The 18,261-nt window shown below is 67.9% G+C and carries 17 protein-coding genes; 13 read left to right on the top strand and 4 right to left on the bottom strand.

Annotation, left to right across the window (positions count from 1 at the left end):
* Positions 1-44: 44 nt before the first annotated feature.
* A complete protein-coding gene (locus tag Q8N10_RS17530) occupies positions 45-2,741 on the bottom strand; it encodes a TonB-dependent receptor (protein ID WP_304775033.1) in 2,697 nt (898 codons plus the stop codon).
* 175 nt (positions 2,742-2,916) lie between these two features.
* Complete coding sequence (locus Q8N10_RS17525) at positions 2,917-3,849, bottom strand: formylglycine-generating enzyme family protein (RefSeq protein WP_304775035.1); 933 nt, start codon at positions 3,847-3,849, stop codon at positions 2,917-2,919.
* A gap of 84 nt (positions 3,850-3,933) precedes the next feature.
* Here Q8N10_RS17525 and Q8N10_RS17520 point away from each other — a divergent pair, with 84 nt between their 5' ends.
* The 4 genes from Q8N10_RS17520 to Q8N10_RS17505 all read left to right on the top strand — a co-directional run bounded on the left by Q8N10_RS17520 (position 3,934) and on the right by Q8N10_RS17505 (position 8,770).
* The gene (locus Q8N10_RS17520; protein WP_304775037.1) at positions 3,934-4,653 is read left to right on the top strand and encodes a class I SAM-dependent methyltransferase; all 720 of its coding nucleotides are present in this window, start codon (positions 3,934-3,936) and stop codon (positions 4,651-4,653) included.
* Between the two features lie 7 nt (positions 4,654-4,660).
* Positions 4,661-6,265 (top strand): GMC family oxidoreductase, encoded by a 1,605-nt coding sequence (locus Q8N10_RS17515; RefSeq protein WP_305663965.1) that lies wholly within the window; start codon positions 4,661-4,663, stop codon positions 6,263-6,265.
* Between the two features lie 310 nt (positions 6,266-6,575).
* Positions 6,576-7,712 (top strand): zinc-binding dehydrogenase, encoded by a 1,137-nt coding sequence (locus Q8N10_RS17510; protein WP_304775044.1) that lies wholly within the window; start codon positions 6,576-6,578, stop codon positions 7,710-7,712.
* Positions 7,713-7,828: 116 nt separating this feature from the next.
* Positions 7,829-8,770 carry a retroviral-like aspartic protease family protein gene (locus tag Q8N10_RS17505; protein WP_304775046.1) on the top strand — a complete coding sequence of 314 codons (942 nt, stop codon included), beginning with the start codon at positions 7,829-7,831 and terminating at the stop codon, positions 8,768-8,770.
* Here the strand turns inward: Q8N10_RS17505 and Q8N10_RS17500 are convergent.
* Positions 8,767-9,291 (bottom strand): GNAT family N-acetyltransferase, encoded by a 525-nt coding sequence (locus tag Q8N10_RS17500; RefSeq protein WP_304775049.1) that lies wholly within the window; start codon positions 9,289-9,291, stop codon positions 8,767-8,769. The genes Q8N10_RS17505 and Q8N10_RS17500 overlap by 4 nt on opposite strands.
* A gap of 185 nt (positions 9,292-9,476) precedes the next feature.
* Between Q8N10_RS17500 and Q8N10_RS21085 the strand changes: the two genes are divergently transcribed.
* The 7 genes from Q8N10_RS21085 (at position 9,477) to Q8N10_RS17470 (ending at position 15,646) form a co-directional block, all read left to right on the top strand.
* Positions 9,477-9,929, top strand: coding sequence for a GFA family protein (locus Q8N10_RS21085; protein ID WP_371133900.1), 453 nt, complete (start codon positions 9,477-9,479; stop codon positions 9,927-9,929).
* A 183-nt stretch (positions 9,930-10,112) separates the two neighbouring features.
* The gene (locus tag Q8N10_RS17495; protein WP_304775051.1) at positions 10,113-10,622 is read left to right on the top strand and encodes a hypothetical protein; all 510 of its coding nucleotides are present in this window, start codon (positions 10,113-10,115) and stop codon (positions 10,620-10,622) included.
* A 376-nt stretch (positions 10,623-10,998) separates the two neighbouring features.
* The gene (locus tag Q8N10_RS17490) at positions 10,999-11,928 is read left to right on the top strand and encodes a response regulator (RefSeq protein ID WP_304775054.1); all 930 of its coding nucleotides are present in this window, start codon (positions 10,999-11,001) and stop codon (positions 11,926-11,928) included.
* A 19-nt stretch (positions 11,929-11,947) separates the two neighbouring features.
* Positions 11,948-12,442, top strand: a complete 495-nt coding sequence (locus Q8N10_RS17485) for a GAF domain-containing protein (RefSeq protein WP_304775057.1) — start codon at positions 11,948-11,950, stop codon at positions 12,440-12,442.
* Positions 12,443-12,649: 207 nt separating this feature from the next.
* Positions 12,650-13,792 carry a GNAT family N-acetyltransferase gene (locus Q8N10_RS17480; protein WP_304775059.1) on the top strand — a complete coding sequence of 381 codons (1,143 nt, stop codon included), beginning with the start codon at positions 12,650-12,652 and terminating at the stop codon, positions 13,790-13,792.
* 4 nt (positions 13,793-13,796) lie between these two features.
* A complete protein-coding gene (locus Q8N10_RS17475) occupies positions 13,797-14,732 on the top strand; it encodes a glycosyltransferase family 2 protein (protein ID WP_304775061.1) in 936 nt (311 codons plus the stop codon).
* Complete coding sequence (locus Q8N10_RS17470; RefSeq protein ID WP_370690166.1) at positions 14,729-15,646, top strand: hypothetical protein; 918 nt, start codon at positions 14,729-14,731, stop codon at positions 15,644-15,646. The genes Q8N10_RS17475 and Q8N10_RS17470 overlap by 4 nt, the downstream gene beginning before the upstream one ends.
* On the opposite strand, the gene Q8N10_RS17465 is transcribed toward Q8N10_RS17470, so the two are convergent.
* Positions 15,643-16,347, bottom strand: a complete 705-nt coding sequence (locus Q8N10_RS17465) for an FkbM family methyltransferase (RefSeq protein WP_304775066.1) — start codon at positions 16,345-16,347, stop codon at positions 15,643-15,645. The genes Q8N10_RS17470 and Q8N10_RS17465 overlap by 4 nt on opposite strands.
* A 154-nt stretch (positions 16,348-16,501) precedes the next feature.
* Between Q8N10_RS17465 and Q8N10_RS17460 the strand changes: the two genes are divergently transcribed.
* Both Q8N10_RS17460 and Q8N10_RS17455 read left to right on the top strand, forming a co-directional pair.
* Entirely contained in the window at positions 16,502-17,674 is a 1,173-nt protein-coding gene (locus tag Q8N10_RS17460) for an acetyl-CoA C-acetyltransferase (RefSeq protein WP_305663964.1), read from the top strand.
* 6 nt (positions 17,675-17,680) lie between these two features.
* Positions 17,681-18,261 (top strand): SDR family NAD(P)-dependent oxidoreductase (locus Q8N10_RS17455; protein WP_305663963.1); only part of this gene is annotated, 581 nt, incomplete at its 3' end.

Genomic DNA, 18,261 nt, shown 5'->3' with positions numbered 1-18,261 from the left:
GAAGTCTTCAGCCGGACGCCGCGGAGGGCGCCCGGCCGTGGGGATTAGAAGCTGGCGCGGACGCCGAAGAGGAACTTGCGACCGAAGCTTTCGACTTCGTAGGGCCGGATTTCCTGGCCCTGGTAGCGGACGCCAAGCTCGTTGGTCAGGTTGTTGGCGTCCATGAACAGCGACAGGGTGTCGTTGACCTGGTAGCGGACCGACAGGTCCAGACGGGTGGTCTCATCCCAGTAGAGGTTGGAGTTGGCCGCGCTGCCGCTGGGGAACACCTCGTCCAGCCAGTCGGTGCGGTACTGGTAGGTGAGGCGGGTCGAAAGACCGTATTTCTCGTAGAACAGGGTGGCGCCGATGATCCGGTCCGACGTGCCGGGGAACTCCACCGTCGCGCCGTCCGGGGTCTCGAACTCGCCCTTGGTGAGGGCCAGGCTGCCCTGGAAGCCGAAGCCCGAGGTCCAGCCCGGCAGGAAGGTCCAGGGCTGATAGTAGACGAATTCGACGCCGCTGAGGTGACCGTTGCCCCCGTTCAGGGTGGTGTCGAACGTGTAGCCGTTGCGGCTGACGCCGCCGAAGTCATAGCTGTTGTCGACCACCGGGGTGGAGGCGTCGAACAGCACGTCCTTGATCTCGCGGTGATAGGCGCTGACCGCCAGCAGGGAGGCCGGGGCGAAGTACCATTCGGCCGAGAGGTCGACCCCGTAAGCGGTCTCCGGCTTCAGGAAGGGGTTGCCGCCGCTGATGGTCTGCGTCGTGTCATTGACCGACACCGAGGCGCGCATGTCGGCAAGGCTAGGCCGCGCCGCGCCGCTGATGAAGGCCGCCCTCAGCTTCACATCGTCGGCGTAGTCGAAGGTGTAGTGCAGGCTGGGGAAGACGTGGGTTTCTTCGGTGGTGAAGGTGAGGGGAACCAGCGCCGCCCCGGCGATGGCCAGGCCCTCGGTGGACACCTCGGTGCGTTCGGCGCGGAGACCGGCGATCAGGGTGTGGCGGTCCCACTTCCACCGGTTCATGGCGTAGGCGGAGGCCACAGTCTCGTCCACGGTATTGCCCGAGCGCGGATCGAAGTCATAGACCGCGTAATTGCCCGTGCCGGCCTTATTGGCCGCCCGCGCCGCGGCCATCAGCACCTGCTGCTGATGGGCCCAGGCGGGGTTGTGGATGTAGTTGGCAGTGAAGCCGAAGTTGAAGTTGGTGTCCCAGGCGTTGGGCGTCAAATAGGCCGCCGGGTTCCACGGCAGGCCGAGCTGAGTGGCCACGTTGCGCAGGTTGAAGCCGGAGCGGTTGTTGGAGGCCACCGTTCCGTCCGCCCGCACCAGAGCGACGCTCTGGTTGTCTTGGCTTCGGTCGTCATACTGGAAGCCGGCGCTGAAGGTGGCTTCGGCGCCGAAGCTGGTCCAGTCCCGGTTGATGTCGAACTTGGCGGTGACGGCCTCGGTCTCCAGCCGCGAGCTGAATTCGCTGGCGAACTCCTCGGTGAGGCTGAGCTGGTTCAAAGATGTCCGCTGCGGCCCGCGGGTCAGAACCCCACCGACGCTGACCGTGTCGTGGAGGGTGGTGAACGGGACGCCACCGGGGATGGCGTTCACCTGGAGGTGCATGGAGGGCAGCAGCAGGGCGTTGGCCGCCGTCGGGCGCCCCAGGGCCGTCGAGGTCTGCTGGGTGGTGGTGGGCGTCAGGGTGTTGAACTCGGTGGAGGTGTGGGCGAGATTCCAGTCGATGTTCCAGTCGGAGAGCTTGTGCTCGCCGTGCAGCACGGTGAACCACACACCGTTGGAATAGATCCCGTCCTCGAACGAGGCGTCCAGCGGCACGCCGACCAGGTCGGCGGTCTGGAAGTTGCGCGTTCCGGAGAAGGCGTTGCTGTACTGGAAGCGGTACTGGTTGCGCTCCTCGAAGTCGTTGAACTCGGTCTTCAGGTGGCTGAACGTGAACCGATTGTCGTCGTTCGGAGCGTACTCGACCTTCGCAGAGTAGGATTCAGTCTGCCGGGTGATGATGTATTTGGTGATCCGCAGCTGGGTGATGCCGGTCGCGTCGAACCGGGGCTCGGAATTGTCGGTCTGTTGTTCGAACGAATAGTGCGAGCCGATGAGGCTGAAGCCCCAGGTGTCGTTGGCCCAGGACAGGCGGCCGGAATACTGTTTCACCGGTCCGTCGCCCAGATCGACGAAGCCGCCGCCAGCGTCGAACGTGCCGTGGAAGCCCGGCATGCTCATGGGCGAGAAGGTCTCGATGTTCACCCGGCCGGCCAGGGATTCCGCCGGCATGTCCGGCAGCAGGGTCTTGTTGAGCACCACTTGGCTGATCTGGGCCGCCGGCACGGAGTCGAAGCGGAAGATGCGGTCCTCGGCGCCCAGGACGTTGATGCCGTCGAGGGCGACGGTGGTCCAGCGTGTGGGCGCACCGCGGATCTGGATGTAGCGCTCCTGGCCCTGGTCGCGCTGGACGCCGATGCCCGGGAGGCGCGCCAGGGCGCCGGCGGCCGTGGCGTCGGGGAAGCGGCCGATGGTGTCGGCGGCGATGACGTTGACGACGTTGTCGGCTTCCTTCTGGATGGCCAGGGACTTCTCAAGGCTTTCGCGGATCGGGGCGGTGACCACCAATTCCGAAACCTCGCCGGCGTCCGCAGCGTCCGCCGCCGCCTCCGCCGCCAGCGCCGGCGATACACCGGCGAGTGTGATGACGAGTACCGATAGCGCCGCGCCGCAGAGCGCGATCTCGCGATGACTGTTCCGAGATTTCATGTTGACCCCTCCGATGAGGAGGGCAGCTCTAGGAGGCCACGGATTCGGTTAGGTCACGCTGGCGAGAAACATTGGTGATTGTGCCGTAACTTGTCGGGCGTCCGCAGGCATGCGCGAGGGCCGTCTGGGCGCGGTGAGAGATCGCCCTGGGCGGAGGGCCTCGGGACGCGGGTGTTCAGGGCCTGACCACGCAGCGGAAGCCGACGTGGGAGGTGGAGCTGTCGATGCTCTGAGCATGCCGCGCGGCTGGCCGATAGCGCCGACAATAGGAGGGGGTGCAGAGGTGGGAGCCACCCTTCAAAACCTTGCGGGGTATGGTGGGAGCGTCGGGATCGAAGCTCTCCGCCGGGTCCGCGCAGCAGGCCGACATTGGCCGACATGTGACCGTCCAGGTGTCACGCGTCCACTCCCAGACATTGCCGATCATGTCGGCGAGGCCGTAGCCGTTCGGCGGGAAGCTCCCGACCTTGGAGGTCCGGAACCGGCCGTTCGGCTTGAGGCTCTGATGGGGGAACGGGCCCTGCCAGGTGTTGGCCATGAGCCTGCCCTTGGGGCTGAGCTCGTCGCCCCAGGCGAACTCGGTGTCCGCCCCACCGCCGCGGGCGGCGAACTCCCACTCGGCTTCGGTGGGCAGGTCGGCGCCGGCCCAGGCGGCATAGGCCTCGACGTCGGTCCAGGCGACATGGACGACGGGATGTTCCCAGAGCCCGGCAAGGCCGCTCTCGGGTCCCAACGGGTGGCGCCAGTCGGCGCCGGCCACATAGCGCCACCAGCCGCCGGGGTCGTCCAAGGGCACGGGGCCGGTGGGCGGGGTGAAGACCAGGGAGCCGGCCACCAGGGCCTCGGGGGGCGCGCCGGGATAGTCGGCCGGCTCAGGCGCGTTCTCGGCGAAGGTGGTCCAGCCGGTTTCGCGGACGAAGCGGGCGAACTGGCGGTTGGTGACCGGGCCGGTGTCGATCCAGAACCCGCCCACGTGGGCGTCGCGGGCGGGCGCCTCCTCGGCATAGTGATGGTCCGAACCCATGCGGAAGGCCCCGCCGGGGATGAAGGTCATGCCGGGCCGCCGCGCGCCGGGGGCGATGGTTGGGCTGGGTCGGGTCTCTCGCATGGCCGCTCCCTGTCGCGCATTGTCACCACCGACGCCAAACCGTATCGCTCAAGGCGCGGGTCATGGCGACTCAGAGGATGGGGCATGGCTGATCACGAGGCGTGGTTCGCGGCCGGCGGCGGCATGGAGAGCGTGGCCGGGTTCATCTCGCCCCGGTCGGCGCGGGTCTTCTCCACCCTGCTGTCATGGCAACTGCAGGCGGGCCTGCGGGGCTCGCTGGCCGAGATCGGCACCTATTACGGCAAGACCTTTGTCGGCATGGCGCTGGCGGCCGGCGAGGACAAGCTGGTGGGCGTCGACGTCTTCGAGGGCGACATCGCCCAGGTCCTGGTGGAGCACCTGAACCGGGTGGTTGCCCCCGAGACGGTGGCCAATGTCCGTTTCGCCAAGGCCGACTCGCGCACCATCGATCGCGCCGGCTGGGCGGCGCTGCTGGAGGCGCCGGCGCGCTTTGTCCACATCGATGGCGACCACGCCTATGAGGCGGTGTTCAACGACATCCAGCTGGCCGCGAGCTTCCTGGTGGACGGCGCCGTCGTGGTGATCGACGACTACCTGCACGACTGGTTCCCGGACGTGACCGAGGGGATCATCGACAGCCTGCGCCAGGCGCCCAACCTCTATCCCGTGGCGGTGATCCCGCGCTCGGGACCGCTGATGGGCGGCGGCACCAAGCTGGTCTGCACCACGCAGCACGCCGTGGAGCCCTGCTTCCGGCTGATCCAGGCGACCCTGCCGGAGCTGACCTTCCGCGCCGCGCGGATCGCCGACCGCCAGGCCCGCGCCTTCATGAACTACGACTAGCGCCTAGATGGAGCGGTTCGATTACATCATCGTCGGCGGCGGTTCGGCCGGCTGCGTGCTGGCCAACCGGCTGTCGGCCGATCCGAAAACGCGGGTCCTGGTGCTGGAGGCCGGGGGCAAGGACGACTGGATCTGGTTCCACATCCCGGTGGGCTACCTGTTCTCCATCGGCAATCCGCGCGCCGACTGGATGTTCGAGACCCAGGCCATTCCGGGTCTGGCGGGCCGCAAGCTGGCCTATCCGCGCGGCAAGGTGATCGGCGGGTCCTCGGCCATCAACGCCATGATCTACATGCGCGGCCAGGCCGCCGACTATGACGGTTGGCGGCAGAGGGGACTGGCGGGCTGGGGCTGGGACGATGTCCTGCCGCTGTTCCTGGCCCAGGAGGACCACATCGCCCCGGTCGGCGACCACCACCGCAGCGGTGGCGAGTGGCGGGTGGAGCACCCGCGCATGCGCTGGGGCGTGCTGGACGCCTTCTCGGCCGCCGCCGAAACGGTGGGCATCCCGGTGGTGGCGGACTTCAACGGCGGCGACAATGAGGGCGTCGGCTATTTCCAGGTGAACCAGAAGGCCGGGCGGCGCTGGAGCGCGGCCCGGGGGTTTCTCAAGCCCGTGCTGACCCGGCCGAACCTGAAGCTGGTGACCGGGGCCCAGGTCAGCCGGGTGATCATCGAGGAGGGCCGCGCGGTGGGGGTGGCCTGGACGCAAGGGGGCGAGGCCTTCGAGGCGCGCGCCGACGGCGAGGTGGTGCTGGCCGCGGGCGCGGTGGGGACGCCCCAGATCCTGGAGCTGTCGGGGATCGGCGATGGCGGCCGGCTTTCAGTGCTGGGCGTAGAGACCGCGCGGCACCTGCCCGGAGTGGGGGAAAACCTGCAGGACCACCTGCAGATCCGGCCCTATTACGGCGTCACCGGCGTCCCCACCATGAACGAGCTCTATGCCTCCTGGTGGCGGCGGCCATTGATGGCGGCGGAGTACGCCCTGTTCCGCAAGGGGCCGATGTCGATGGCGCCGTCGCAGCTGGGCGCCTTCGCCAGGTCCTCCCCCGAGCAGGCGACGCCCAACCTGCAGTTCCACGTCCAGCCGCTGTCGCTGGAGCGGTTCGGGGAGGCGCTGCACGTGGCGCCGGCCATCACGGTGAGCGTCTGTAATCTGCGTCCCGCCAGCCGGGGCTCGATCCATGCGGCCAGCGCCGATCCGCGTGAGGCCCCGCTGATCCAGCCCAACTACCTCTCGACGGCTGAGGACGAGCGGGTGGCGGTGGACGCCATGCGCCTGGTCCGCGAGATCGTCGCCCAGCCGCCCCTGGCGCGGTTCTCGCCGGTGGAGCGCCGACCCGGGGCCGAGGCGCAATCCGACGATGAACTGCTGGCGGCGGCCCGGACCCTGGGGACCACGATCTTCCATCCCGTGGGGACGGCGAAGATGGGCCTGGAGAGCGACTCCGGCGCGGTGGTGGACGCCCGCCTGCGGGTGCACGGCGTCCGCGCCTTGCGCATCGCCGACGCCTCGGTGATGCCGACCATCACGTCCGGTAACACCAACTCGCCGACCATGATGATCGCCGAGAAGGCGGCGCGGATGATGGTGGAGGATGGGCGGGGGTGAAGCGTGGCCGCAAGCGCATCGACGGCGCGAGGCTTAGATCCTCCCCCAGGCGCGTAGCGCCGATGTGGGGGAGGTGGCGCGCACCGAAGGTGCGGGTCGGAGGGGGATCAACGTAGTTGACCCTTACCGTCCACGAACAAGGGTCAAAGTCCCCCTCAGGCGCTTCGCGCCAGCTCCCCCAGGAGGGGAGCATCTCAAGTAACAAGCTTGAGAATTTGCACGCCGGGCTCGCAACGGGGGCCTGCGCGCCCTAAGTGTGGGCCACACGCGCTTAGGCGCGAAAAGACCACAACACGGGATGGAAACGCAGATGAGCAACGAAACTCAAGGGCTGGAGCTGCGCTCCCTGGTGAAGTCGAGCGGCGAGCTGGAGCTGTCCCTGGCCACGGTCTCGCACCCCGATCCCGGCCCCGACGAGATCCTGGTCCGGGTCCAGGCCTCGCCGATCAATCCTTCCGACCTTGGCCTGCTGCTGGGCCCCATCGATGTCGCCCAGGCCAAGATGTCGGGCCCGGCCGACCGGCCGGTGACGACCGCGCCCATCCAGCCCAACTTCATGCGCGCCATGGCCGGCCGGGCCGATGAGTCCATGCCGGTGGGCAACGAGGGCGCGGGCGAGGTGATCAAGGCCGGCGCCAATGCGCAACACCTGCTGGGCAAGACCGTCGCCATGCTGGGCGGGGCGATGTACGCCCAGTACCGCCTGCTGAAGGCCGCTGACGTCCTGGTGCTGCCGGCCGGCGCCACCGCCGCCGACGGCGCCTCCTGCTTCGTCAATCCGCTGACGGCGCTGGGCATGGTGGAGACCATGAGGATGGAGGGCCACAAGGCCCTGGTGCACACCGCCGCGGCCTCCAACCTGGGCCAGATGCTGAACAAGGTCTGCCTCAAGGACGGCGTCGACCTGGTGAACATCGTCCGCAGCCCCGAGCAGGCCAAGATCCTGACCGACATCGGCGCCAAGTACGTGGTGGACTCCACCGCGCCGGACTTCATGGAAGAGCTGATCAAGGCGCTGGCCGCCACCGGCGCGACCCTGGCCTTCGACGCCATCGGCGGCGGCAAGCTGGCCGGCCAGATCCTCAGCGGCATGGAAGTCGCCGCCAACATGACGGCCAAGACCTACAGCCGCTACGGCTCCACCACCTACAAGCAGGTCTACATCTATGGCGGCCTGAACACCTCGCCCACCGAGCTGAACCGGTCCTTCGGCATGTCCTGGGGCCTGGGGGGCTGGCTGCTGACGCCGTTCCTGATGAAGATCGGCGCCGAGGCGGCCGGCAAGCTGCGCCAGCGGGTGCTGGACGAGCTGAAGACCACCTTCGCCAGCCACTATTCCCATGAGATCTCGCTGGCCGAGGTCCTGAACCCTGAGATCATGGCCGGCTACAACCGCCGCGCCACCGGCGAGAAGTACCTGATCAACCCGAGCAAGGGCCTGTCCTAGAGCATGTCAGGCGCAAGTGGGAACCGGTTCGCCGCCCGGACATGCTCTAACTTCAAGGAGATAGACCCTTTTTGTCCGGTCAGGTTGAGTCAACCTGACCCGGAAAGGGTCTAGCGGTGGGCGACGGGCTGACCCGACGCGGGGCGGCCGGCGCGATCGGCGGCACGCTGCTGTTGGGCGGAGGTCTGGCGAACGCCCAGACGCCGCCCGCGGCGGCCCCGGAGATCACGCCGGACGACCAGGCGAGCCTCGAGCCCACCCAGGTGGCCAGCGGCAAGGACGCGTTCGCCCGCATCACCGTGCCCGTGACGATCAATGGCCTGGGCCCCTTTGACTTCATGGTGGACACCGGGGCCAACCGCTCCTGCATCTCCACGACCCTGGCCGCCCGGCTGGCCCTGCCCGATGGGGGCAAGGTGGTGGTCAACACCATCGTCGGCCGGCGCACCCGCCAGAGCGTGCTGGTGGACCGCCTGCAGGTGGGGAGCCGCGCGCAACGCCGCGTGAAGGTGCCGGTCCTGCCCTTCGTGGGCACCAATATCGAGGGCCTGCTGGCGGTGGACTGGCTGCGCGGCCAACGCCTGGTGCTCAACATGGCGGAAAAGCACGTCGCCATCACCAGTTCTCGCCGCGACGTCAGCACTCAGAAGCGCGTGGTGGTGCCGGCCCGCAAACGCATCGGCCAGTTGACCATCGTCGACGCCGACATGGGCGCCAAGCCGATCAGCTGCATGATCGATTCCGGGGCCCAGCTCTCCATCGGCAATCCGACCCTTCGCAAGATGCTGGACCCGAAGATCGAGGGGAAGCTGGAGAAGGTGACCATGGTCTCGGTGACCGGGGAGACCTTTGTCGGCGACATGCTCTACCTGCCGTTCCTGCGGGTGGGCGGCGTGCAGATGGGCAATGTTCCGGTGGTGTTCGCCGACCTGTCGGTGTTCGGCCTCTGGGGCCTGGCCGACAAGCCCGCCCTGGTGCTGGGCATGGACCTGATGGCCGAGTTCACCGTGGTGTCCCTGGACTTCGGACGCTCCACCGTGACCTTCGAGATCGCCTAGAGGACCTTCTCCAGGACCACGAAGGCCAGGTCGTCCCGCAGCGGATCGCCGAAGCGGCGGTCGCCGTAGGGAAAGGGCCGCGTCTCGCCGGTGAGGTCGTAGCCGCGCCGCGCGTACCAGGCGATCAGGGTGTCGCGGATGTTCACCACCGTCATGCGGATGCGTCGCGCCCCCTTGGCCTCGGCCACGGCCTCGGCGGCGTGCAGCAGGGTGCGGCCCAGGCGCCGCGCCTGGAGATCCGGGCGCACGGTGAGCATGCCGAGGTACATGACACCGGTTTCAGCGGGCTCCAGCCAGACGGTTCCCAGCAGCGGCGTGTCAGGATCGTCGCGCCAGACGAAAAGGGCGGCGCCTGGGGTCTCGGCGAGATCGCTTGTGAGGGTCGCGAGGTCGGTGCGCTGGCCCTCCAGATAGTCGGCCTCGGTGGTCCAGCCCTGGCGCGAGGTCTCGCCCCGATAGGCGGAGTTCACGAGATCGACGATGGCGGGCAGGTCGGCGGCGGTGGCGGGATAGAGGGGCATGGCCCCTAAAGTCACGGCTTCAGCTTCGCCGCAAGGCGCTCCGAGGCGTGTGCCCCCAACGGAAGGCCAGCGACGCCGCTGACATGGCGGCGACGACCGACAAGCTGACCCTGGGAATGTCCGCAACGGGGTGGGAAGGGGACGCAGGATGACGCTACGATCAGGCTTCCGCTGCCGCCCTCGTGATGTTGGCGGCTCCCGGAATCAGGGGGAATGCCATGACGGTTCGAACAGCGCGATGTGCGTGTCAGGCGTGCGAAGTCGAGGTTGAGGGCGAGCCGGTCAGCAGCGGTCTCTGTAGCTGCGACAATTGCAAACGGCGTACGGGGGCGCCGTTCGGATGGTCGGTCTACTTCCACGATGAACAGGTTAGTCGGGTGGAAGGTCCGCTGGCGGTGCTCGACGGCTTCGGCAAACGCTGGTTTTGCTCAAGGTGCGGTTCGACCATCTATTGGCGCTCCTTCGGAGCGTGGAGGCCCGGCCAGACAGGATTTGCGGGAGGCTGCTTCGCCGATCCGACGCTGCCGGTCCCCACCATTGCAGTACGCTGCGCGCAAGGCATGCCGTGGATTGCGTACCCCGACGGCTGCGCAGTGTTTGATGACATGCCTCGGGTCCCTCCCTCTTCGGCTCCGTGAGTGTCGCAAAGGGTCGAAAGTCGTCACTGGCGCTGGGCCGAGAGCAGACCGTCGGCTTTTGGGGATGAAACGTACCTAGACTGCTTCAGATTAAGAGTAGGAAGCGGACGCAGCGGGGTAGGTTTCGACCTTCGGGCATTGGCATAGGCCGACTGGATCACGTCAACAGCACCACCGTTTATATTGACCGACCACAGCCTGCTGACCAAAGTGAAAGGGCTGCCAGGCATGGAGGGGTATGTGGGTAAGCTTTTTAAAGGCTCCGCGATTGTCGCAGTGATCGTAGGTTTCGCATCGACCGCTCACGCCCTCTCGCCTGGCGGCGATTGGCGGCTCCTAGATCGAGACGGACAGTCGGAAACGCACATCGACGTCACGAGCCTCTCGCTATCTGGGAGGGTCCGGACCGCCAAGTTCACGCCCAAATCTCCGCTCGAGGCTTTGATCACAACCTATGCCATCGATTGCAGCCAGAAGAGCTTTCAAGCTGTTGAGATCTGGGCGCTGGCCAGTAGCGGGAAGAGCGCGCAGAACCTGAGTAATCCAGGCGAACTCACCTATGTACTCAAAGCCGACATGCCGCGGCGTTTGCATAAGATAATGGACGCTGCCTGCAAGGGGGTGCTGCCGTCCGGGCCTAGCGCAGTGAGCATTGTTCCCACCTATCTGGATTGGAAGAGCCGGGTCGGCTGAAGCGCGCCGGACTGGTCCCGGGCTGCTCGGTGAGTCAGCGCCCCTGACGCGCCGCCCATAGATGGCGCCCCATTTCTCGCTAGGAAGCTCGCACACACGGCTCCAACCCGGATTGGCTGCGGCCTGAGGCAGGGATGTCTCCTGAAAGAAGACATTCCGAACGTCACAGAAGGTCGAGAGCCGCTATCTGCCTGGCCCCGAGGGCGTGCACTGCCCGAAATCATGAGGATACCGCCGGGCGTCGGGACAGCGACGGGGTCTGGGGGCGCACATTCCCTGAAAGGTGGGTCGCCGACCCGACCATTCCCGCTCGGCATAAACCCGATCTCAACGCTCGCCGATCATGTTCGCCAGGGTTTGGGGATTTTCGGGGCCGATGAGTTCGCAACGACTGCTGCCTAGTGCGAATATGAAGCCTGACGACCTGTCGGGCCTGAAGATCCTCGTGGTGGACGATCATTCCAACACCCTGCGCCTGATCACCGATGTGCTGCGGGCCGGCGGGGTGGGGGAGGTCTATACCGCCCCGGACGGCCATCGCGCACGCGAGCTGCTGCGCCATCGCTGCCCCCACATCATCTTCACCGACTGGTCCATGCCGGTGATGGACGGGCTGGAGCTGGTCCGCTCGATCCGGCGCGCCGCCATCTATCCCGACACCATGGTGCCCAACCCCGAGGTCCCGGTGGTGATGGTCACCGGCCAGCGTAGCGAGCGCGACGTCCAGATCGCGCGCCTGGCCGGGGTCAATGAGTTCGTGATCAAGCCCTTCACGCCTGCCGCCCTGCTGTCGCGGATCCAGCTGGTGCTGACGAAGCCCAGGCCCTTCATCATCAGCGAGGCCTATGTCGGCCCCGATCGCCGCCGGAAGGTGGAACTGAACTATTCCGGCCCCCTGCGCCGCACCTGCGACCCCGAGGAGGTCGCCGACGAGGTCGAACGCGAGATCGCCCGCGAGACCATCAGCGTCGAGCTGGAGGCCATGCGCCGCTTGATCACCGCCCGCGGCGGCGTGGATCGCGCCACCCTGCAGATGATCTACCGCGTCATGCAGCACACCACCTTCCGCGCCCGGCAGGTGCGAGACCGGACGGTCGAGCGCGCCTCTCAGTCGATGCTGGCCTATGTCGACGCCATGGGAGGCCCCGAGGCGTGCGACCCGGCGGTGATCGAGATCCACTTCGACGCCATCCGCAACCTGCTGGCCCAGGTGGAGATGGATCCCGTCGAGGCCGACCGGATCGCCCGGAACCTGGAGGCCGTCGTCTCCCGCAAGAGCGCCCGGCGTCTGGTGGCGGTGGGCTAGAAGCCTGTATACGGCTCCCATGGCCGAAGCTTTCAACGACCTGACCCTGCCCGAGGACAAGGCCGCCCGCTACGCGACGGTGGCGCAAGAGATCGCCTCCGTGCTGGAGGGCGAGCCCAACCGCACCGCGCGGATGGCCACCATCGCCGCCATGCTGGCCGCCAGCTTCGAGCACTACTTCTGGACCGGCTTCTACGTCGTCGATCCCGACCGGGACCGTGAGCTTGTGGTCGGCCCCTATCAGGGGACGCTCGGCTGCCTGAGGATCGCCTATGGCCGCGGCGTCTGCGGGACCGCCGCGGCGACCGGCCAGACCCAGCTTGTGCCCGACGTCCATGCCTTCCCTGGCCATATCGCCTGCGACGGAAGGTCGGCCAGCGAGGTGGTGGTTCCGGTGTTCGACCCCGCCGGAAACCTGATCGCCGTCTTCGATGTGGACGCCACCGAACTGGCCGCGTTCGACGCCGTCGACGCCGCCTGGCTGGAGAAAATCTTGAAGGCCGCCTTCAGCTAGAGCCGGTTAAGCTTTCGGTAAGGCTGAGCCTCAAAAACAATAAGCAATTACAACGTCTTGTGCGCGGCTGCGCCGTGCGCTTCGCCGCGCCCGTCGGCGGGCCCGGCCCAGTCGCCCCTGACGCGAAATGGCACACGTGCCAGGGCATGTAGATTGCAGCGTGCAAGTCCACCTTTCCCTAACCGGGACAAGCTAGGGCTTGAGACAATGTTGAGCGCAGAGACCTTTCACCCGAACGACCTGCCGGAGACCGACATCTCCACCTGGCGCATGCTGTGCGCCAGCCGGCCGGAGTTCGCCAATCCGCTGATGGGGCCTGACTTCGCCCTGGCGGTGGGCAAGGTTCGTCCGGACGCCCGGGTCACGGTCTGGCGCTGGCCGGGCCGCACGGCGGGGTTCCTGGCCTATCACCGGCGTCCGGGCAGCTATGCCCGGCCGATCGGCGCGCCGCTTTCCGACTATCATGGCCTGGTGGCCGAGCAGGGCCTGGACGCCGACGAGGCGATGGCCGTCGCGGGCCTGTCGGTCTACCGTTTCACCGGCCTGACCGATCCGAACCGCGCCTTCGCAGGCGGCGGCGTCGTGCAGCGCGAGAGCTTCGTGATCGAGCTGGAAACCACCGCGGAGGCCTATCTGGAGGCCCTGCGGGCGGCCAGCCCCAAGCGGTTCAAGAACTATCGCCGGCTCGACCACAAGCTGGACCGCGAGGTCGGCGAGCTGTCGATCCGCGGCGCGGACCGCGACCCGGCCGCCTTCGACACCCTGCTGCGCTGGAAGCGCGAGCAACTGGCCCGCACCGGCGCCCACGGCTTCCTCAACGCCGACTGGACTCAGGGCTTGCTGCAGTCCCTGTTCGAGCGCCAGGCGGGCGACTTCCAGGGCCTGATGGTCAACCTCTATGCCGGCGACCGGCTGGTGGCGGGGCACTTCGGCGTCCGCCAGGGCGGGGTCTATCACCCCTGGATCGCCTCCACCGATCCGGAGCTGGCCGCCTGGTCGCCGGGGCAGGTGTTCCTGGGCCGGGCCATCGCGGCCATGCCGGAGATGGGCCTGACCACCTATGACCTCGGTCCCGGCCACGAGCACTACAAGCGGCCCTATGCGCTGACCACCCGGATGATCGGGGAGGGGGTCGCTACGGCCGCCAACCTCGGCGGCCGCGCGGCCCAGGTGTCGGAACAGGCCTGGAGCCTGGCCGGCGCCCACGGCCAAGGGCCCGTGGGCCGGCTGCGCCGCCGATTGGACATCATCGCCAGCAGCGAGCTCTCGTTCACCGGCCGCGCCCGGGGCCTGGCCCAGGCCATCGCGGCCCGCACTCGGCGCCAATCGGCCGAGTTCGAGGCCGTCTGACCCCATGTCCACGCCGCGCGTCAGCCTGATCATTCCCACCCAGCGGCGCCTGGACGGACTGGCCACGGCTGCGCGCTCGACCTTCGCCCAGGCCGGCGTCGATCCGGCGGCCCTGGAGCTGGTGGTGGTGGACAACGACCAGGTTCCCTCGGCTCAGGCGCTGATCCGGACCCTGGCGGCGGAAGCGCCGTTCCCGGTGGTCTATGTGCACGAGCCCGAACCCGGGGTGGCCAACGCCCGCAACGCCGCCATGGCAAAGGCCCAGGGCGACTTCATCGCCTTCCTGGACGACGACGAGGAGGCCCCCGCCGGATGGCTGGCCGCGCTGCTGGCCGCCCAGGCGAAGTACGACGCCGACGTGGTGTTCGGACCCGTGCGTGGCCGCGCGCCCGCCGGCGTCGCCAAGCATCGCGCCTATCTGGAGTGGTTCTTCTCCCGGGTTGGCGACGGGCCGCGCGAGGGGGTGATCGACCACTATTACGGCTGCGGTGACAGCCTGATCCGCCGCGCCAGCCTGCCCGACCCCAAGGCGCCCTTCTCGGCCATTCGCAACCATATCGGGGGCGAGGATGATCTGCTGTTCGGCGGCATGCAGGCCAAGGGCGCGCGGTTCGGCTGGGCGCCCGACGCCTGGGTCTGGGAAGACCCCGTGCCCAGCCGCCTGACCCTGGACTACACGATCGCGCGCGCCTTCGCCTACGGGCAGGGACCTTCGGCCCACTGCGCCATCAGCAGCCCGCCCGACCGCCTAGGCGTGGCGCGCTGGATGGCGATCGGCGTGGCCCAGGCCGGGGTCTACGGCCTGATGGCGGGCCTGCAATGGCTGGTCCGCAGCCCGCGCTTCGCCTTCACCCTGGACCGCGCGGCCCGCGGCCTGGGTAAGACCCTGTGGTGGGGTCCCTTCAAGATTCACTTCTACGGCCTGAGGGCTCCGACATGAGCATCATCACCGACTGGACCCCCGAAAAGGGCGCCGCCTTCACCAGGTCGAACCTGGCCTTCGAGCACGGCCTCCATGAACGGCCGATGTTCAACGACGAGGGCCTGGAGCAGCTGCTGGACTGCTATCCTCGCGAGAAGCTGGGGGTCTTCACCATGGGCGAGGATCCCGTGGCCTGGACCACCTGGCGACGGGGCTCGGCCGGCGCCCTGTCGGGGTCCAAGCTGCTGGAGGCCGCACAGTCGGGCCGCATCTGGCTGAACCTGCGGGAGACCAACCTGCACCTGCCGGAGTACGCCGCCCTGGGCGACGAGATCTTCGCCGAGAAGGCGGCCCACGTGCCGGGCCTTCGCGCCTTCAAACGGGATCTGGGGATGCTGATCTCCTCGGCCAACGCCCAGGTCTTCTACCATCTGGACGTGCCCCTGGTGTCGCTGTGGCAGCTGCGCGGGCGCAAGCGGGTCTGGGTCTATCCGGTGGCCGACCCCTATGTGGGCGACGAGGCGCTGGAGAAGATCGTGCTGCGCGAGACCGCCGAGCAGTTCGCCTTCAATCCGGCCTGGGACGCGGGGGCGGAGGTTCACGACCTGACGCCCGGCAAGATGGTCACCTGGGCCCAGAACGCGCCGCACCGGATCGAGAACGGTCCGATGCTGAACGTCTCGCTCTCCATTGAATTCATGACCCCCCAGGCCCTGATGCGGGCCAATGTGATCTACGCCAACGGCGTGCTGCGTCGCCGGCTGGGGGCGCGGCGTCCGCGTATCCAGAACGGGTTCAGCCCCGGCGCGCTGGGCAAGTTGGCGGTGGCGCGCGGCGCCAAGGCGCTGAAGCTGCAGAAGCCGAACCCGCGGGTGCTGCCCACCAGCTTCAAGCTGGACGGCGAGCGGCTGGGGAGCCTGTTGCCGGTTTAGCCCGCCACGAACAGGTAGTCCTCGACCCCGGCATAGCCCTCCACCGCCGTGAAGTCTGGCCCCTTGTGCGCCCGGTAGCCCAGAGGCCTCAGGAGGTCCCAGATGTCGGTGGGCCTGGCGCCGGCGCGAGCCAGGGAGGCGTCGGAGATTTCCAGGAAGAGGGCGGGTTTGAATTTGGCCATGGTCTTCAGGCCGCCCTTCAGGACATTGACCTCCCAGCCTTCGACATCGGCCTTCAGGAAATCCAGGCGGGTCAGGCCCTCCTGCTCGGCGAAGACGTCCAGGGTGGTCAGGGGGACGATCTGATCCATGGTGTCGCGGGTGTCCTGCCCCTCCTCGCCGAAGTGGGCGATGCCGAAACCCAGGCCGCCCCTGGCCTTGATCGGCGTGCGCAGCACCAGCTCCGCCGCAGTGTCCGACAGGCCCAGGGGGATCACCTTCACATTGGACACGCGGTTGAAGGCCAGGGACCGGGTCAGGATCGAGCGGGCATAGGCCGACGGCTCGAAGGCGTAGACCCTGCCCTGGGGCGCCATGCGGGCGAACAGCTTCGAAAACTGGCCGGCGTGGGCGCCGACATCGACCACCACCGCCTGGGCCGGAATGTGCGGCGAGAAGACCGGGATCATCTCTCGATGGTGCTGGCGGACCGAGGCCTTCAACAGGTGGGCCAGGAAGTCGAAGCGGCGCTTCAGGGTCATTCGTGGCGCTCCGCAGCTTGGCCTTCGCGCCTTGTGACCTAGTTCGGGGTCGCTGTAATCTCAAGCCGCGCCGGGCCCCGTTGGCTTACCTCACGGCGCCCGCCTAGAGTGCCTTTCGACGCGCGAGACGCGCATTTCCAAAGGGAGCGGAACCATGGGCGAAGCCTATATCGTCGCGGCCTCACGCACGGCCGGCGGCCGCAAGGGCGGCAAACTGAAGGACTGGCATCCAGTCGATCTGGCCGCGAGCGTCCTCAATGACCTGCTCGACCGCACCGGCGCCGATCCGGCCCTGGTGGAAGACGTCATCATGGGCTGCGTCATGCAGGTGGGCGAGCAGTCGGTGAACGTGGCGCGCAACGCCGTGCTGGCCTCGCGCATGCCCGAGAGCGTGCCCGGCACCAGCGTCGATCGCCAGTGCGGCTCGTCGCAGCAGGCCCTCCAGTTCGCGGCCCAGGCCGTGATGAGCGGCACCATGGACATCGTCATCGCCTCGGGCGTCGAGAGCATGACCCGCGTGCCCATGGGCCTCTCGGCCGCCCTGCCGGCCCAGAACGGCTTTGGCACCTATATGAGCCCAGGCATCCAGGAGCAGTACCCCAACATCCAGTTCTCGCAGTTCGTCGGCGCCGAGATGATCGCCGAGAAGTACGGCCTGACCAAGGATGAGCTGGACGAGTTCAGCTACTCCTCGCACCAGCGCGCCATCGCCGCGACCCAGGCCGGGGCGTTCAAGAACGAGATCTGCGCCATCGAGATCACCGACGCCGAGGGCAACAAGAGCGTCCACAATATCGACGAGGGCATCCGCTTCGACGCCAGCCTGGACGGCATCAAGGCCGTGAAGCTGCTGCGCGAGGGCGGCCGGATCACCGCGGCCTCCTCCAGCCAGATCTGCGACGGCGCCTCGGGCGTCATGGTGGTCTCCGAGCGGGCGCTGAAGGAACATGGCCTGACGCCCCTGGCTCGCATCCACCACATGTCGCTGCTGGGCCATGACCCGGTGATCATGCTGGAAGCCCCGATCCCGGCCACTGAGCGCGCGCTGAAGCGGGCCGGCATGTCCATCGACGACATCGACCTGTTTGAGGTGAATGAGGCCTTCGCCTCGGTGCCGGTGGCGTTCATTCAGAAGCTGAAGGCCGATCCCAGCCGCATCAACGTCAATGGCGGCGCCATCGCCCTGGGTCACCCCCTGGGTGCGTCGGGCACGAAGCTCATGACCACCCTGCTCTATGCGCTGAAGGCCCGCGGCAAGAAGTACGGCCTGCAGACCATGTGCGAAGGCGGCGGCATGGCCAACGTCACCATCGTCGAGCGGCTCTAGGATCCCATGACCGGACGCGTTGTTGTCATCACCGGCGCGTTCGGTGTCCTGGGGTCCGCCGTGGCCAAGGCCGCGGCGGGGCAGGGGGCGCGGCTGGCGCTGATCGATTTCGCCAAGGCGGCGCCGGCGGGCCTTCCGTCAGGGGCAGAGGTCCTGGTGCTTCCCGGCGTGGACCTGACCGACGCCAACCAGGCGGGCGCGGCCCTGGACGCCGTGGCCGGCCGGTTCGGCGGACTCGACGCCCTGCTGAACATCGCCGGCGGGTTCAGCTGGAACACGCTTGAGAACAGCTTGGCCGAAGGCTGGCATCGGCTGTTCCTGATGAATGTGCAGACAGCGGCCAATGCCAGCCGCGCCGCCCTCCCTCACCTGCGGCGCAGCGCGGCGGGGCGGATCGTCAATGTCGGGGCCAACGCCGCCCTGAAGGCGTCCGTGGGCATGGGGCCTTATGCGGCGTCCAAGGCCGGCGTGCACAGCCTGACCGAGGCGCTGGCCGAGGAACTCAAGGCCGACAACGTCACCGTGAACGCGGTGTTGCCCTCGATCCTCGACACCCCGGCGAATCGAGCCGACATGCCCGACGCCGA

Source organism: Phenylobacterium sp., from assembly GCF_030693625.1.
In the GTDB taxonomy this organism is placed as follows: Bacteria; Pseudomonadota; Alphaproteobacteria; order Caulobacterales; family Caulobacteraceae; genus Phenylobacterium; species Phenylobacterium ferrooxidans.
The sequence above is the reverse complement of the archived record's forward strand: the minus strand, read 5'-3'. Positions and strand labels throughout refer to the sequence as shown.